Source organism: Neisseria sp. HMSC074B07 (assembly GCF_001810355.1).
In the GTDB taxonomy this organism is placed as follows: Bacteria; Pseudomonadota; Gammaproteobacteria; order Burkholderiales; family Neisseriaceae; genus Neisseria.
On record NZ_KV800971.1, the window covers coordinates 45,045 to 62,119 of the forward strand.

Sequence of the window (17,075 nt, forward strand, 5' to 3'; positions counted from 1 at the left end):
TAGGCCTGGCATATGAACAAGGACAAGGTGTGAGCCAAGACTATGTTCAGGCGGTGAGATGGTATCGCAAGGCAGCAGAACAGGGACATGCAGGTGCGCAAAATAATTTGGGTGTGATGCATGACAATGGGCGAGGCGTCCGTCAAGGCTATACAAAGGCAGTACAGTGGTATCGTAAGGCGGCAGAACAGGGATTAGCAGAAGCTCAACATAATTTAGGTTTCATGTATGACGAAGGGCAAGGAGTTCGTCAAGACTATACACAGGCAGTCCAGTGGTATCGCAAAGCAGCAGAGCAAGGGCTTGCAGAAGCCCAATATAATCTAGGCCTGGCATATGAACAAGGACAAGGTGTGAGTCAAGACTATGTTCAGGCGGTGAAATGGTATCGCAAGGCTGCGGAACAGGGACATGCAGGTGCGCAAAATAATTTGAGTGTGATGTATTACAAAGGGCAAGGTGTTCGTCAAGACGATGCAGAGGCGGTGCGATGGTATATCAAGGCAGTAGAACAGGAGTTTCCAGAGGCGATGCGATGGTATCGCAAAGCAGTAGAACAGGAGTTTCCACCAGTACAAAAAAAATAGGTTGGGTAAGATGTATGAAGAGGGGCAAGGCATCCCCAAAAATCGAAAAGTTGCCAAAGAGTGGTACAAGAAGGCCTGTGATAATGGATTACAAGATGGTTGCAATGACTACCGACAGTTGAATAACGAAGGACATTAAACCTTTCTCAAGGTCGTCTGAAACACATAGACAAACCCAAAAACATTCTGAATAAAAAAGGATTTTGAGATGAACACCTTATTGAAAAAAATGATGCTTGCCTTACTGGCTTTGGGCATAGGGCAAGCAGCTTGGGCGGAAGATGTTCCTGATTTTAGGGGAACCCTTCAAGCGGCGGAACGGGGAAATGTGAAAGCTCAAAATAATTTGGGTGTAATGTATGAAAAAGGGCTGGGTGTCCATCAAGACTATACACAGGCAATGAAGTGGTATCGTAAGGCGGCAGAACAAGGGGCTGCCGCAGCCCAATATAATTTGGGATTGCTGTATGCCAACGACTCCAGTAACCATCAAGACTACGCACAGGCGGCAGAATGGTATCGCAAGGCTGCGGAACAAGGGCATCTCTCTGCTCAAAATAATTTGGGTGCAATGTATGCTAATGGGCAAGGAGTCCGTCAAGATTACTTACAGGCAATGGAGTGGTATCACAAGTCGGCAAAACAAGGGTATGCTCCGGCCCAAAATAATTTGGGTGTAATGTATGAAAAAGGACAAGGTGTTCGTCAAGACTATGCACGGGCAGTGGAATGGTTTCTCAAAGCAGCGGAACAAGGGACGGCTACCGCCCAATTTAATTTGGGTTTAATGTATGAAACAGGACGAGGCGTCCGCCAAGACTATGCACAGGCAGCGGGGTGGTTTCGCAAGGCTGCGGAACAAGGGGATGCCTATGCCCAACATAATTTGGCGCTTATGTACGCGTTTGGTCGAGGCGTCCCCCAAAATTATACAATTGCCAAAGAATGGCTTGGCAAGGCTTGTACCAATGGAGATCAGCAAAGTTGTGACGCTTACCGTACATTGGATTAAGTAGGATAATGAAACCTTTCCCAAAGGTCGTCTGAAACACATAGACAATCCCAAAAACATTCTGAATAAAAAAGGATTTGAAGATGAACACCTTATTGAAAAAAATGATGATCGCCTTACTAGCTTTTGGCATAGGGCAAGCAGCTTGGGCTGATAATGTGCCGGATTTTAAGAAAACGCTTCAAGCTGCAGAACAAGGATTTGCAGCTGCCCAATATAATTTGGGTGTGATGTATGCTCAAGGGCAAGGAGTTCGTCAAGATGATACGCAGGCAGTGCAGTGGTATCGCAAGGCAGCAGAACAAGGGGTTGCCGAAGCCCAATATAATTTGGGTGCGAGGTATGTTCAAGGGAAAAGCGTCCGTCAAGATCATGCACAGGCAGTGCAGTGGTATCGTAAGGCGGCAGAACAGGGACTTGCAGCAGCCCAATATAATTTGGGTGTAATGTATGCAGAAGGGCAAGGCATCCGTCAAGATGATGCACAGGCGGTGCAGTGGTATCGCAAGGCGGCAGAACAAGGATTGGCCGATGCCCAATATAATTTGGGTGTGGCGTATGTAAAAGGTAAAGGAGTTCGTCAAGATGATACACAGGCAGTGCAATGGTATCGCAAGGCGGCAGAACAAGGATATGCTAAAGCCCAATATAATTTGGGTGTGATGTATGACAAAGGTGAAGGAGTTCGTCAAGATCATGCACAGGCGGTGCAGTGGTATCGCAAGGCGGCAGAACAAGGGGATGCTCCAGCCCAATATAATTTGGGTGTGATGTATACCAACGGACAGGGAGTCCGTCAGGACAATGCACAGGCAGTGCAGTGGTATCGCAAAGCGGCGGGACAAGGGCATGCCAAAGCCCAATATAATTTGGGTGGGATGTATGCCAATGGGAAAGGAGTCCTTCAAAACCTTGTACAGGCAGAGCAGTGGTATCGTAAGGCTGCAGAACAAGGGATTGCGGAAGCCCAATATAATTTGGGTGTGATGTACGACAATGGGCAAGGTGTTCGTCAGAACTATAAGATCGCCAAAGAGTGGTTTGGTAAGGCTTGTGATAACGGACTGCAACTAGGTTGCGATGCTTATCGAAAATTGAATCAGCAAGGATATTGAATTCTTATTCAAAGGTCGTCTGAAGTACATAGGCAACCCCAAAAATATTCTGAGTAAAAAAGGATTTTGAGATGAACACCTTACTGAAAAAAATGATGGTTGCTTTGCTGGCTTTTGGCATAGGGCAAGCAGTTTGGGCAGATGATGTTCCTGACTTACAGAAAATTTTGTGGGTGGCGGAACAAGGTTATGTTCCTGCCCAATACATTTTAGGTGTGATGTATGCCGACGGAGAGGGTGTACGCCAAGACTATGCCGAAGCGCTCAAGTGGTATCGTAAAGCAGCGGAACAGGGGGATGCCCGAGCACAATCTGATTTGGGGTTGATGTATGCCAATGGACAAGGCGTACGTCAGGACTATGCGGAGGCAGCAGGGTGGTTTCGTAAGGCAGCAGAACAAGGGCTTGCGGTAGCCCAATATAATTTGGGTGGGATGTATGTTCAAGGGCGAGGAGTTCGTCAAGACGATGCACAGGCAGTGCAGTGGTATCGCAAGGCAGCAGAACAGGGACAGGCAGAAGCTCAATATAATTTGGGTGTGATGTATGAAGAAGGACAAGGTGTCTCTACAAATCGAAAAGTTGCCAAAGAGTGGTTTGGTAAGGCTTGTGATAACGGAAAACAGTTAGGTTGCGATGCTTACCGAGAATTAAATCAGCAAGGATATTGAATTCTTATCCCAAGGTCGTCTGAATATTTAGGACAAAACCAAAATGACTTTCCAAAACAAAAAAATCCTCGTCGCTGGACTCGGCGGCACGGGTATTTCCATGATTGCCTACCTGCGCAAAAACGGCGCGGAGGTGGCTGCGTATGATGCGGAGCTGAAACCGGAGCGCGTGTCGCAAATCGGTAAGATGTTTGACGGGCTGGTGTTTTATACGGGTCGTCTGAAAGATGCGCTGGACAACGGTTTCGATATTTTGGCGCTCAGTCCCGGTATCAGCGAGCGTCAGCCGGATATTGAGGCGTTCAAGCAAAACGGCGGGCGCGTGTTGGGCGACATCGAATTGCTGGCGGACATTGTGAACCGTCGCGGCGACAAGGTGATTGCGATTACCGGCAGCAACGGCAAAACCACGGTAACGAGCCTGGTCGGCTATCTCTGCATCAAGTGCGGGCTGGATACCGTCATTGCGGGCAATATCGGCACGCCGGTTTTGGAGGCGGAATTGCAGCGCGAAGGCAAAAAGGCGGACGTGTGGGTGTTGGAGCTTTCCAGCTTCCAACTGGAAAACACCGAAAGCCTGCGCCCGACTGCGGCGACGGTGCTGAACATTTCCGAAGACCATCTCGACCGCTACGACGATTTGCTCGACTATGCGCATACCAAAGCCAAGATTTTCCGTGGCGATGGCGTGCAGGTTTTAAATTCAGACGACGTGTTCTGCCGCGCCATGAAGCGTGCCGGGCGCGAGGTGAAATGGTTTTCGTTGGAACACGAGACCGATTTTTGGCTGGAACGCGAGACGGGTCGTCTGAAACAAGGCAATGAAGATTTGATTGCCACGCAAGACATCCCGCTGCAAGGTCTGCACAATGCCGCCAACGTTATGGCTGCTGTCGCCTTATGCGAAGCCGTCGGTTTGCCGCGCGAAGCATTGCTCGAACACGTCAAAACTTTCCAAGGCCTGCCGCACCGCGTGGAAAAAATCGGCGAGAAAAACGGCGTGGTGTTTATCGACGACAGCAAAGGCACGAACGTCGGCGCGACCGCCGCCGCGATTGCCGGTTTGCAAAATCCGCTCTTCGTAATTTTGGGCGGCATGGGCAAAGGGCAGGACTTCACGCCCCTGCGTACCGCGCTTGCCGGCAAGGCAAAAGGCGTGTTCCTGATCGGTGTCGATGCGCCGCAAATCCGTCGCGATTTGGATGGCTGCGGCTTGAACCTGACCGACTGCGCCACTTTGGAAGAAGCAGTTCAGACGGCATACGCCCAAGCCGAAGCGGGCGATATCGTGTTGCTCAGCCCTGCTTGTGCGAGCTTCGATATGTTTAAAGGCTATGCACACCGTTCGGAAGTGTTTATCGAGGCGTTTAAGGCTTTGTGAGGTCGTCTGAAACATGAAAAGAGGGTTGAAAATCAGTTTGGCGGCGGTTTTGCTTTTGGCAGTCGCTGCCGGAGTGGTTTGGTATTCCATGCCAAGCAGTCCCGAGCCGACCGTTGCAACATCAGGAGAACACGCAGGAGAACCCGCCGTTTCAGCGCCGATCGAAACGCCGCTGCCTGAAGATGCCGTTATCGACAGATTGGTCGTGCATAAAAGCAAGCGCACCATGTCGGCGTACTCGAAAGGCAAGTTGCTGAAAACCTATCCCATTGCGCTGGGCAAGCAGCCCGTCGGGCATAAACACTTTGAAGGCGACGGCAAAACGCCCGAAGGGAAATACCGCATCAACGATCGCAATCCCAACAGCGCGTACCACAAAAACCTCGGCGTTTCCTATCCTAACGACGCCGACAAAGCCTACGCGGCGGCACAAGGCAAAAGCCCGGGCGGGCTGATTAAAATCCACGGCATCAAAAACGGCTGGGGTTCTATCGGCAAAAAGCATCTGCAAAGGGACTGGACCGACGGCTGCATCGCGGTAACGGACGAGGAAATCGACGAACTCTACCGCAGCGTGAAACACAACGCGGAAATTGAGATTCTGCCGTAAGCCTTGTGCGCCATTGCCTCAAAGGTCGTCTGAAAACGTCAAGGCGGTTTCAGACGACCTTTTTGCAGCAGCGGCAAACTTGTTCTTTTCCTTTAACCCGTGTTACTGTTTCTTAAAGTTTGCCTATGCGGGCAAACGGCGAGGCGGCGGGCAGCCATGCCTGACCGAAAAAACGTGTGTTCATCAATCCGAAAGGAAAACCCATGAATTTTCAAGACTACATCCGTTACGATGCCGTCGGTTTGGCAGAGCTGATCCGCAAAAAAGAAGTGTCCGCCGATGAAGTGTTGCAGGCTGCTTTAAACCGCTTGGACGAAGTCAATCCCAAGCTCAATCTGTTGGCGCACGATTTGCGCGAACGCGCGGCGGCATGGCAGGGGTCGTCTGAAAATGCCGATACGCCGCTGGCGGGCGTGCCGTTTTTGCTCAAAGACCTGCTGGCGGATTGGGAAGGCGCGCCGACATGGTCGGGTTCGCGTATGATGCAGCATTACATTGCCAAGCAAAACAGCGATTTGACCCAGGCCTATCTCGATGCGGGGCTGCGCGTGTTCGGCAAAACCACCACGCCCGAATGGGGCGCATATGCCGTTACCGAAACCGAAATTTACGGCATCACGCGCAATCCGTGGCATTTGGATTACACCGCGGGCGGCAGCAGCGGCGGTGCTGCGGCGGCAGTGGCTTCGGGCGTCGTACCCGCAGCGCACGGCAGCGACGGCGGCGGCTCCATCCGCTTACCCGCGCACAACTGCGGCGTGTTCGGGTTGAAACCCACGCGCGGTCGCAGCAGTTACGCGCCGAACGCATCGGAGGCATGGCAAGGCTTGGTATGCGACCATGTTTTGACCCGCAGCGTGCGCGACAGCGCGGTTTTGCTGGACATCGCCGCCCAAACCCAAGCCCGCGCCCTGTATGCCTGCCCGCCGCCGCCCGAAAACGGCTTTGCAGACAGCCTGAAACAAGAAACAGGTCGTCTGAAAATCGCTTTTTGGAAGCAGACATGGTTTGGCGGCGGCAACGACGAAGGTACGGAAGCCGCGTTTGCCCATAGTTTGAAACTGATGCAAAACGCGGGACACGAATTGGAAGAAGCCACGCCCGATTTTGCACCGCCCGAACAGCTCAACCGCGCCGCCCGCATCATCGTCATGGGTGAAACGGCAAAACTGTTCTACCAATATCAATACGAAACCGGACAAAAACTGCCGCACCGCCTGCTTGAGCCGACAACGTGGGCAATGATTGTGCAGGGGCGGCAAATCAGCGCGGGTGAAATGGCATGGGCGCGCGACGTGATGCTGGCGCAGGAACGTGCCGCCAAAGCATTTTTCACACGCTACGACGTGTTAATGACGCCCGTCTGCCCGCGCACCACGCCGAAAATCGGTGAGATGATGCCGCCGCCCGCCGCACAAAAAGCCATGCGCCTGCTGTTTGGTACGCTGCGTTTGGGTTTTCTGTTGAAAAACAACCCGTTTTTAGAAAAAGAAGCCACCGCCGCGCTGCAATACGTCGGCTATACGTCGCCGCTGAACATGAGCGGCAACCCCGCCATGAGCGTGCCGCTTTACCGGCATAACGGTCTGCCCGTCGGCACCCAGTTCGCCGCCGCACACGGACGCGAAGACACGCTGCTCCGCCTCGCCGCGCAGTTGGAACAGATACAGCCGTGGGCGGAAATACCGCAGGTGGCTTAGGGTTTGCATTGGATAAAAAGCGGTCTGTTTGCCTGAGGAAAAGATTGAGATAAGGTCGTCTGAAAACGTCAAGGCGTTTTCAGACGACCTTTTTTGCGTGTGTGATGGGTAGGGGAGGGCGCACAAAACGCCGGAATCCGACTGTCTTTAAAGAATCTGAATTGTTGCTTTGGCAAGAAACCTTTAGAATGACGTTTTTCTGATTTTCGATATTTTTTCAGACGACCTTCGATGTCCCGATTAGGCGGAGGGTCGTCTGAAACGCTTTGTTCTGGTTGTTTCGGGGCGGATTTTTCCGTCTGCCCGCATACGGATGTTTTTCATGATTAGTCTTTCCAAACTTCTCGACCGCCCGATTTCTTTGGACGGTCGGAAATTCGATGTGTCACTGTTGTGGATGGTCGTTTTGATGACCGCCTTCAGCCTGGTGATGATTTATTCTGCGTCGATTGCCTATGCCGCGTCCGAAGGCGGCAATCAGTTTTCTTTTGTCAGCAAGCAGGCGATGTTTGTCGGCGCGAGCGTATTGGGCTGCCTCGGGCTGTCGCTGTTGAGCATGAGTTTTTGGCGGAAAATCATTCCGTTTTATTTTGCTTTTTCCGCGATTTTGCTGGTGGTCGTGTTGTTTGTCGGCCGTGAAATCAACGGGGCGACGCGTTGGATTCATATCGGACCGGTCAATCTTCAGCCGACCGAGTTGTTTAAGCTGGCGACGGTTTTGTATTTGTCCAGCCTGTTTACGCGCCGCGAGGAAGTGTTGCGCAGTATGGACTCTTTGGGTTTGAAACCGCTGTTTGTCGGTTTGTTCAATGCTTTCCTGTGTCCGTTCAGCAAGGAAGCGCGTCAGAAAACTTGGCAGAAGCTGAAGAAGTTTAAAAACATCCTGCTGCCTATCGTGATGATTGCGCTGGGTTTGGTTTTTGTGATGGCGCAACCTGACTTCGGCTCGTTTGTCGTGATTGTGTCGATTACGATGGGTATGCTGTTTTTGGCGGGTTTCCCGTGGAAATATTTTGCCGTCTTGGTACTGAGTGTACTGGGAGGCATGGGTATGATGATTTTGGCGGCACCTTACCGTATGGCGCGCGTGTCGGCATTCTTAGACCCTTGGGGCGACCCTTTGGGCAAAGGTTATCAGTTGACGCATTCGTTGATGGCGATTGCGCGCGGCGAATGGTTCGGTCAGGGCTTGGGCGCGAGTTTGGAAAAACGCTTCTACCTGCCTGAGGCGCATACCGACTTTATCTTTGCCGTTATCGGCGAAGAATTCGGGTTTGTCGGGATGTGTATTTTGGTGTTCTGCTACGGCTGGCTGGTGATGCGCGCGTTCTCCATCGGCAAACAGGCGCGTGATTCAGGGCTGATGTTCAGTGCGTATGTCGCCAACGGCATCGGTATTTGGATAGGTATTCAAAGTTTCTTCAATATCGGCGTCAACATCGGTATCCTGCCCACCAAAGGCCTGACTTTGCCGTTGATGTCTTACGGCGGTTCGGCGGTTGCCGTTATGCTGGTGTGCGTTACCTTATTGTTGCGTATCGATTATGAAAACCGCAAAAAAATGCGCGGTTACCAAGTGGAGTAAATCATGGGCGGTAAAACTTTCATGCTGATGGCGGGCGGTACCGGCGGCCATATTTTCCCTGCGCTGGCGGTGGCGGATTCATTGCGCGCGCGCGGCCATCATGTGATTTGGCTGGGCAGCGAAGGCTCGATGGAAGAACGCATCGTGCCGCAATACGACATCCTGCTCGAAACGCTGGCGATTAAAGGCGTGCGCGGCAACGGCATCAAACGCAAGCTGATGCTGCCGTTTACTTTGTATAAAACCGTCCGCGAAGCGCAGCGGATTATCCGGAAACACCGCGTCGAGTGCGTCATCGGTTTCGGCGGTTTCGTTACCTTCCCCGGCGGCTTGGCGGCGAAGCTGTGCGGCGTGCCGATTGTGATTCACGAGCAAAACGCCGTGGCTGGTTTGTCCAACCGCCAACTGTCGCGCTGGGCGAAGCGGGTGTTATACGCTTTTCCGAAAGCGTTCAGCCACGAAGGCGGCTTGGTCGGCAACCCCGTCCGCGCCGATATTGCCAACCTGCCCGCGCCTGCCGAACGTTTTGCAGAGCGCGAAGGCCGTCTGAAAATCCTAGTGGTCGGCGGCAGTTTGGGCGCAGACGTTTTGAACAAAACCGTTCCGCAGGCATTGGCTTTGCTGCCCGAAGATGTGCGTCCGCAGATGTATCACCAATCGGGCCGCGACAAACTGGGCAGCTTGCAGGCGGATTACGACGCGCTGGGCGTAAAAGCCGAATGCGTGGAATTTATTACCGACATGGTGTCCGCCTACCGCGATGCCGATTTGGTGATTTGCCGTGCCGGCGCGCTGACGATTGCCGAGTTGACGGCGGCGGGGCTGGGTGCGCTGCTGGTGCCGTATCCTTATGCAGTTGATGACCACCAAACCGCCAACGCGCGTTTTATGGTGCAGGCGGAGGCGGGCCTGCTGTTGCCGCAAACCCAGTTGACAGCGGAAAAACTTGCCGAAATTCTCGGCGGCTTAAACCGTGAAAAATGCCTCAAATGGGCGGAAAACGCCCGCACATTGGCACTGCCGCACAGCGCGGACGATGTGGCGGAAGCCGCCATCGCGTGTACGGCATGATGACATAATGCGATAAACGAAACAGAGGTCGTCTGAAAACCAAGAAATCGGTTTCAGACGACCTTTTTGCAACTTGGCAGCCGTATTGTGCGGGAGTATGATGTAAATAGGAATTTCTCTCATTGGAGGCTGCCATGTCTGCAAAAATCTCTCCCGAAACCGTTTCCGCACTGTCCAGTACCATGCTGATTCCCCTGTGGGCAAAGGCCGTAGAGCAGGGTAGGGCGCAGCCGCTTTTGCGTGATGACGAAGCCGTGCGGATGTTGGACAAGATTGACTACGACTTCGGCAAGTTTGCCAAAGCCAAAGCATCGCAGGTCGGCTGTTGCGGGCGGGCGAAGCTGTTGGACGATATGACTCGGCACTTTATCGCCGAACATCCCGATGCCGTCGTCGTGCAAATCGGCGCGGGGCTGGATGCGCGTTACGAACGTTTGGGCAGACCGCGCATTACCGCTTGGTATGATTTGGATTTGCCGGAAGTGATTGAAGTGCGGCGTATGCTGCTGCCCGAGTCGGACAATCATTATCTGGGCGCGTCCATGTTCGACGAAGCGTGGATGAACACCGTCGCCGCGCACGGCAAACCCGTGTTGCTCGTGATCGAAGGCGTGTTGATGTATTTCGAAGAAGTGCAGGTGCAGGACTTTTTCAAACAGGTTGCGCGCCGTCTGCCGCACGCCCAACTTGCCTTCGATACCATTCCCAAAGCCTACATCGGACAAAGCAAACGCCACGACGCGCTCGGTAAAATGGACAAACCGCCCGAGTTCTGCTGGGCGATAAGCGGAACGGACGACATCCGACGGCTGATGCCGGGCGTGGAAATCATCGAAGAAGCGGGCTTGAGCAGCGTCTGCAAACCGCGTTATCCGTGGCTCTTGCGCCTTGTGTATGCGACCGCATGGGGGAGGCGCAAATTAGATATGCGCTTGATGAGGATACAAGTGCCGTCAAGTTGAGATGCGCGAGGTCGTCTGAAAACGGTTTTCAGACGACCTTATATTATGTTTTTGCTGGTATTTTGGTGGCTGAAGTCGAGTTTAAAAATGGGTAATTCGCCGCCGAACCCAACTTCATTTTTACCCATATTGCCACCAATGTGAAATCCTGTATGCCGAAACATCTTTAATTTACAAGAAAACTATGGCGCAGAAGCGGATAGCCCTTTAAAATAACGCCTTTACGCATCGAAAATCCACCGGAACGCAACATCATGATGAAAAATCGAGTCACCAACATCCATTTTGTCGGTATCGGCGGCGTCGGCATGAGCGGTATCGCCGAAGTCTTGCACAATTTGGGCTTTAAAGTTTCCGGTTCGGATCAGGCGAGAAATGCGGTTACCGAGCATTTGAGCAGCTTGGGTATTCAAGTTTATCCCGGTCATACCGCCGAACACGTCAACGGCGCGGATGTCGTCGTTACCTCTACCGCCGTCAAAAAAGACAATCCCGAAGTCGTCGCTGCGCTGGAGCAGCAAATCCCCGTCATTCCGCGCGCCCTGATGCTGGCGGAACTGATGCGCTTCCGCGACGGCATCGCCATTGCCGGTACGCACGGCAAAACCACGACCACCAGCCTGACGGCGTCCATCCTCGGCGCGGCAGGTCTCGACCCCACTTTCGTTATCGGCGGTAAACTCAATGCTGCAGGTACCAACGCCCGCTTGGGCAAAGGCGAATACATCGTCGCCGAAGCCGATGAGTCCGATGCGTCCTTCCTACATCTGACTCCGATTATGTCCGTCGTCACCAATATCGACGAAGACCACATGGATACTTACGGACACAGCGTCGAAAAACTGCATCAGGCGTTTGTCGATTTTATCCACCGTATGCCGTTCTACGGTAAAGCATTTTTGTGTATCGACAGCGAACACGTCCGCGCGATTTTACCCAAAGTGAGCAAGCCATACGCCACTTACGGCTTGGACGATGCCGCCGATATTTACGCGACCGACATCGAAAGCGTCGGCGCGCAAATGAAGTTTACCGTTCATGTCCAAATGAAAGGACATGAGCAGGCGCCGTTTGAAGTCGTGTTGAACATGCCCGGCAGACACAACGTCCTCAATGCTTTGGCAGCCATCGGCGTGGCGCTGGAGGTTGGTGCATCCGTCGAAGCGATTCAGCGCGGCTTACTCGGTTTCGAAGGTGTCGGCCGCCGCTTCCAAAAATACGGCGGCATCAAGCTGCCCAACGGCGGAACCGCGCTGTTGGTGGACGATTACGGACACCATCCCGTCGAAATGGCAGCGACCCTATCCGCCGCACGCGGCGCGTATCCGGAAAAACGTTTGGTACTCGCCTTCCAGCCGCACCGATATACCCGCACACGCGATTTGTTCGAAGACTTCACCAAAGTCCTCAATACCGTTGACGCGCTGGTGTTGACCGAAGTTTATGCCGCCGGTGAAGAGCCTATTGCTGCCGCCGACTCCCGCGCCCTTGCCCGCGCCATCCGCGTATTGGGCAAACTCGAGCCGATTTACTGCGAAAACGTCGCCGACTTGCCTGAAATGTTGTTGAACGTTTTACAGGACGGCGACATCGTGTTGAATATGGGTGCGGGCAGCATCAACCGCGTTCCTGCCGCGATGCTGGAGCTGTCGAAAAAAGCCTGAGGCGGAAATTTTATCGTGATGCCGCGATAGCCGCCCGATGAAGCGATGTTCCATCGGGTGGGGAAGCAAGATTAAGGTCGTCTGAAAACCCGATTCGTTTTCAGACGACCTGTATCAAAAAATGAAGTAATCAAGAAAGAACAAAAACAATGCAGAATTTTGGCAAAGTAGCCGTATTGATGGGCGGCTTTTCCAGCGAACGCGAAATTTCGCTGGATAGCGGTGCCGCCATTTTGAATGCCTTAAAAAGCAAAGGCATAGACGCACACGCCTTCAATCCTAAAGAAACGCCCTTGGCGGAATTGAAAACCCAAGGTTTCCAAACTGCTTTCAATATCCTCCACGGTACTTACGGCGAAGACGGTGCCGTTCAGGGCGCGTTGGAATTGTTGGGCATTCCTTATACCGGCAGCGGTGTTGCCGCTTCAGCCATCGGCATGGACAAATACCGCTGCAAACTGATTTGGCAAGCCTTGGGGTTGCCCGTTCCCGAGTTTACCGTTTTGCACGAAGATTCCGATTTCGATGCCGTCGAACAGCAACTCGGCTTGCCCATGTTCGTCAAACCGGCAGCGGAGGGCAGCAGCGTCGGCGTTGTGAAAGTGAAAGAAAAAGGTCGTCTGAAAAGCGTTTACGAAGAATTGAAACACCTTCAAGGCGAAATCATTGCCGAGCGATTTATTGGCGGCGGCGAATATTCCTGCCCCGTCTTGAACGGCAAAGGCCTGCCCAGCATACACATCATCCCCGCGACCGAGTTTTACGACTACGAAGCCAAGTACAACCGCGACGACACTGTTTATCAATGTCCGTCCGAAGACTTGAGCGAGGCTGAAGAAAACCTGATGCGCTCCCTGGCAGTCCGCGGGGCGCAGGCAATCGGGGCAGAGGGCTGCGTGCGCGTCGATTTCCTCAAAGATACCGACGGTAAGCTGTACCTCTTGGAAATCAACACGCTGCCCGGCATGACGAGCCACAGTTTAGTACCGAAATCCGCCGCCCATACCGGCGTGGATTTTGCCGATTTATGCATTGAAATTCTGAAAACCGCACATGTGGGATGACGCAAGCGCACTGGGTCGGCTGACCCGCTGGCTGTTGCTGCTGATGGCATTGCTGCTCATCGGCACCTGCATAGCCTGGCTATACAACTCCAATCATTTTCCCGTCAAACAAGTGTCCATACAGGGCAAGCTGACCTATTCGGACGGGAAGGAACTTCAGCGTGCCGCTCAACAGCACACGCACAGCAATATTTTCCGTGCCGATTTGGACGGTATTCAGGCAGCCTTTCAAAAGCTGCCGTGGGTGGATTCCGCCATGGTGCGCCGCCGCTTTCCTGATACCGTCGAAATCCATTTGACCGAGCGCGTGCCTGTCGCTCATTGGCGCAGCGGCGGTTTGGTCGATTCCAAAGGCAATGTGTTTGACGCCCAGCTCAAAGCCAAGCTGCCAATCTTTGAAGGACAACCGGGTACGGGCAAAGACATGGTCAAACACTACGAAGAATTTTCCGGCATCCTCCGCCGGCAAAATCTGGCGATTAAAGAACTGATTTATACGCCGCGCTCCGCCTGGTTGGTGGTCTTGGACAACGGGATTACCGTCAGGCTGGGAAGGGAAAACGAAATCAAACGCTTACAACTTTTCGCCGAAATTTGGCCGACGCTGTTGCGTAAAAATCAAAATCGGTTATCCTACGTTGATATGCGGTATAAAGACGGATTTTCCGTGCGTTACACATCAGAGATGCCGTCTGAAAGTGTTTCAGACGACTAAAGCCAAGCAAACGGCGTGAAGCAAACTATTGCCAATACAGACAAATAGTTATAACTCCAGCGAAATAACGAGCAAATATAATGGAACAACAAGGTAAATATATCAGTGCCCTCGATATCGGCACATCCAAAGTCATCGCCCTGATTGGCGAAGTACAAGACGACAACGAAATCCACATCGTCGGACTCGGACAGGCACCGTCTCGCGGCCTTAAAGCAGGCATGGTAACCAACATTGACGCGACGGCCCAAGCCATTCAGCAGGCAGTCAATGAAGCCGAATTGATGGCGGACACCAAAATCAGCCACGTTACGACCGGTATCGCGGGTAACCATATCCGCAGCTTGAATTCGCAAGGGGTTGTCAAAATCAAAGACGGCGAAGTTTCGCAAGCCGACATCGACCGTGCCATCGAAACCGCCAAAGCCATCAATATTCCGCCGGATCACAATATCCTGCATACCGTGGTGCAAGAATACATCATCGACAACCAGCCCGGCGTCAAAGAGCCTATCGGTATGAGCGGCGTCCGTCTCGATACCCGCGTACATATCATTACCGGTGCCAATACCGCCCTGCAAAACATCCAAAAATGTATCCATCGTTGCGGTTTGCAAATGGATCAAATCATGCTTCAGCCTTTGGCGAGCGGTCAGGCTGTTTTGACTGAAGACGAAAAAGATTTGGGCGTGTGTGTTATCGACATCGGCGGCGGTACGACCGATATTGCCGTTTATACCAACGGCGCCATCCGCCATACTGCCGTGATTCCCGTGGCGGGCGATTTGATTACTAAAGATTTGGCACAAGCACTGCGCACCCCACACAGCGCTGCCGAATACATCAAAATCCACTACGGCGTAGCGATTCCCGATATGGACGGCTTGGACGAAATGGTCGAAGTTCCCAGCGTCGGCGACCGTCAACCCCGTCAGATTTCCCGCCGCGTTTTGGCAAGCGTCATCGGTCCTCGCGTCGAAGAAATCTTAGAGTTGACCCTTAACGAATTGCGCCGTTCCGGCTTCCCTGAAGAAGTGCTCACATCAGGCATCGTTCTGACTGGCGGCGCATCTATGCTGACCGGCATCGTTGAGCTTGCCGAAGAAGTATTCGCCTTGCCTGCACGTATCGGCGTACCTCAAGAAATGGGCGGCGTATCCGAACGCATCCGCAATCCGCGCTATTCAACCGCCATCGGTCTTTTGCAGGCGGCAAGGGGAGAAGAAGACGGCGCACCGGTGACCGGCGCTATCGTAGTTCATGATCAGGCTGAAAAAATCAGTCTGTGGGCAAGATTGATGAAATTTGTTAAAGACAATTTCTGATTGTTCCGTTACTTGCTTACAGGGAAAATGAATTGCCGTCGGAATAGTTCCAATCGCAATAATTAAAAACTTGTGTGCTTTCGTTAAAAAATGTAGTAAAAAAATAACGGTAATGGTGAATGAATAAGAAGTATTTTGCCAGCGTCGGAATACTTCTTATATAATACGGGTAATATCTAAATTTTTGGACCGTCCTCGATGCAGGGCGCGCAGGAGTATTTGAATGGAATTTGTTTACGACGTAGCTGAATCAGCCGCAAGCCCTGCGGTCATCAAAGTAATCGGCTTGGGTGGCGGCGGTTGCAACGCTATTAACAACATGATTGCCAACACCATCCAAGGTGTTGAATTTATTAGTGCCAATACTGATGCACAATCTTTGGGTAAAAATAACGCAGCCAAGCGCATCCAATTGGGTACTAATCTGACCCGTGGTTTGGGTGCGGGTGCCAATCCTGAAATCGGCCGTGCTGCAGCACAAGAAGATCGCGAAGCCATCGAAGATGCTATTCGCGGCGCGAATATGTTGTTCATCACCACCGGTATGGGTGGCGGTACCGGTACCGGTGCGGCTCCTGTGGTTGCCGAGATTGCCAAAGAAATGGGTATCCTGACCGTTGCAGTCGTTACCCGTCCGTTCGGCTACGAAGGCAAACGCGTACACATTGCCCAAGAAGGTTTGGAGCAGCTTAAAGGTCAAGTCGATTCATTGATTATCATCCCGAACGACAAACTGATGACCGCATTGGGTGAAGACGTGACCATGCGTGAAGCGTTCCGTGCGGCGGACAACGTCCTGCGTGATGCCGTAGCCGGTATTTCCGAAGTGGTTACCCGTCCCGGTTTCATCAACCTTGACTTCGCCGACGTTAAAAACGTAATGGGCATCAAAGGTATCGCCATGATGGGTTCCGGTTTTTCCCAAGGCATCGACCGCGCCCGTTTGGCAACCGAACAAGCGATTTCCAGCCCGTTGCTGGATAATGTGACTCTGGATGGCGCGCGCGGCGTATTGGTCAATATCACTACCGCTCCGGATTGCCTGAAAATGTCCGAATATCGTGAAATCATGAAAGTGGTTAACGAGAATGCGCATCCTGAAGCAGAATGCAAATACGGTACTGCCGAAGATGACAACATGGGCGAAGACGCTATCCGCGTAACCATTATTGCGACCGGTTTGAAAGAGAACGGCAGCGAAAACCAAATGCGTGCGGCTGTCCGCGCACAAAAACTGGTTAGCGGAGTTGATGATTCCCATGTTCAACAACCGGGTAGTGTAGAAAGCCTGGTAAGAACCAACCGCGGTATTCGCTCCATGAATCTGACTGCGGCAGATTTCGGCAATCAGTCTGTTTTAGATGATTTTGAAATTCCTGCGATTTTGCGCCGTCAGCACAATCCTGATAAATAATCGATAAAAAGCCTGCTTTAAGCAGGCTTTTTCGTTTCTATATTTGTATCTGTGCAATGTAGAGATAGGGTGTAATTTTAGAGGGAATCAAAGAGAGAGTGGGTTGGTATCCTTTGATATTATTCCTATGTGAATAAAAATCTATTGTTAAGACTCAGCTTTGGGTTTTATAGTGGATTAAAATAAAAATGAGACAAGG

Annotated in this window: 16 protein-coding genes; all 16 read left to right on the forward strand. The window is 52.3% G+C overall.

Features of this window, described 5'->3' with window-relative positions; genetic code table 11:
• The coding region (locus HMPREF2726_RS10510) for a tetratricopeptide repeat protein (RefSeq protein WP_210399698.1) at window positions 1-587 on the forward strand (587 nt) is incomplete at its 5' end.
• Window positions 588-597: 10 nt separating this feature from the next.
• Window positions 598-726, forward strand: coding sequence for an SEL1-like repeat protein (locus tag HMPREF2726_RS14490; protein WP_246827890.1), 129 nt, complete (start codon window positions 598-600; stop codon window positions 724-726).
• Window positions 727-795: 69 nt separating this feature from the next.
• Window positions 796-1,599, forward strand: coding sequence for a tetratricopeptide repeat protein (locus tag HMPREF2726_RS10515; RefSeq protein ID WP_070603321.1), 804 nt, complete (start codon window positions 796-798; stop codon window positions 1,597-1,599).
• A gap of 83 nt (window positions 1,600-1,682) precedes the next feature.
• Window positions 1,683-2,714 carry an SEL1-like repeat protein gene (locus HMPREF2726_RS10520; protein ID WP_070603322.1) on the forward strand — a complete coding sequence of 344 codons (1,032 nt, stop codon included), beginning with the start codon at window positions 1,683-1,685 and terminating at the stop codon, window positions 2,712-2,714.
• Between the two features lie 71 nt (window positions 2,715-2,785).
• Window positions 2,786-3,385: a tetratricopeptide repeat protein gene (locus tag HMPREF2726_RS10525; RefSeq protein WP_070603324.1), complete on the forward strand. Its 600-nt coding sequence runs from the start codon at window positions 2,786-2,788 to the stop codon at window positions 3,383-3,385.
• Between the two features lie 43 nt (window positions 3,386-3,428).
• Window positions 3,429-4,766 carry a UDP-N-acetylmuramoyl-L-alanine--D-glutamate ligase gene (gene murD, locus HMPREF2726_RS10530; RefSeq protein WP_070603326.1) on the forward strand — a complete coding sequence of 446 codons (1,338 nt, stop codon included), beginning with the start codon at window positions 3,429-3,431 and terminating at the stop codon, window positions 4,764-4,766.
• Window positions 4,767-4,779: 13 nt separating this feature from the next.
• Window positions 4,780-5,376, forward strand: coding sequence for a L,D-transpeptidase family protein (locus tag HMPREF2726_RS10535; protein WP_070603327.1), 597 nt, complete (start codon window positions 4,780-4,782; stop codon window positions 5,374-5,376).
• Window positions 5,377-5,579: 203 nt separating this feature from the next.
• Window positions 5,580-7,076, forward strand: a complete 1,497-nt coding sequence (locus HMPREF2726_RS10540; RefSeq protein ID WP_070603329.1) for an amidase — start codon at window positions 5,580-5,582, stop codon at window positions 7,074-7,076.
• A gap of 322 nt (window positions 7,077-7,398) precedes the next feature.
• Complete coding sequence (locus HMPREF2726_RS10545; RefSeq protein ID WP_070603330.1) at window positions 7,399-8,661, forward strand: FtsW/RodA/SpoVE family cell cycle protein; 1,263 nt, start codon at window positions 7,399-7,401, stop codon at window positions 8,659-8,661.
• Window positions 8,662-8,664: 3 nt separating this feature from the next.
• A complete protein-coding gene (gene murG, locus HMPREF2726_RS10550; protein WP_070603332.1) occupies window positions 8,665-9,732 on the forward strand; it encodes an undecaprenyldiphospho-muramoylpentapeptide beta-N-acetylglucosaminyltransferase in 1,068 nt (355 codons plus the stop codon).
• A 134-nt stretch (window positions 9,733-9,866) separates the two neighbouring features.
• Complete coding sequence (locus tag HMPREF2726_RS10555) at window positions 9,867-10,694, forward strand: class I SAM-dependent methyltransferase (RefSeq protein ID WP_070603333.1); 828 nt, start codon at window positions 9,867-9,869, stop codon at window positions 10,692-10,694.
• Window positions 10,695-10,948: 254 nt separating this feature from the next.
• Entirely contained in the window at window positions 10,949-12,358 is a 1,410-nt protein-coding gene (murC, locus tag HMPREF2726_RS10560; RefSeq protein ID WP_070603335.1) for a UDP-N-acetylmuramate--L-alanine ligase, read from the forward strand.
• 149 nt (window positions 12,359-12,507) lie between these two features.
• Complete coding sequence (locus HMPREF2726_RS10565; RefSeq protein ID WP_070603336.1) at window positions 12,508-13,422, forward strand: D-alanine--D-alanine ligase; 915 nt, start codon at window positions 12,508-12,510, stop codon at window positions 13,420-13,422.
• On the forward strand, window positions 13,412-14,137 hold the full coding sequence (locus HMPREF2726_RS10570) for a cell division protein FtsQ/DivIB (protein WP_070603338.1): 726 nt from the start codon (window positions 13,412-13,414) through the stop codon (window positions 14,135-14,137). The genes HMPREF2726_RS10565 and HMPREF2726_RS10570 overlap by 11 nt, the downstream gene beginning before the upstream one ends.
• 80 nt (window positions 14,138-14,217) lie before the next feature.
• A complete protein-coding gene (gene ftsA, locus HMPREF2726_RS10575) occupies window positions 14,218-15,462 on the forward strand; it encodes a cell division protein FtsA (protein WP_003779891.1) in 1,245 nt (414 codons plus the stop codon).
• Window positions 15,463-15,685: 223 nt separating this feature from the next.
• Complete coding sequence (gene ftsZ, locus HMPREF2726_RS10580) at window positions 15,686-16,876, forward strand: cell division protein FtsZ (RefSeq protein WP_003757229.1); 1,191 nt, start codon at window positions 15,686-15,688, stop codon at window positions 16,874-16,876.
• The last annotated feature ends 199 nt before the right edge of the window (window positions 16,877-17,075 follow it).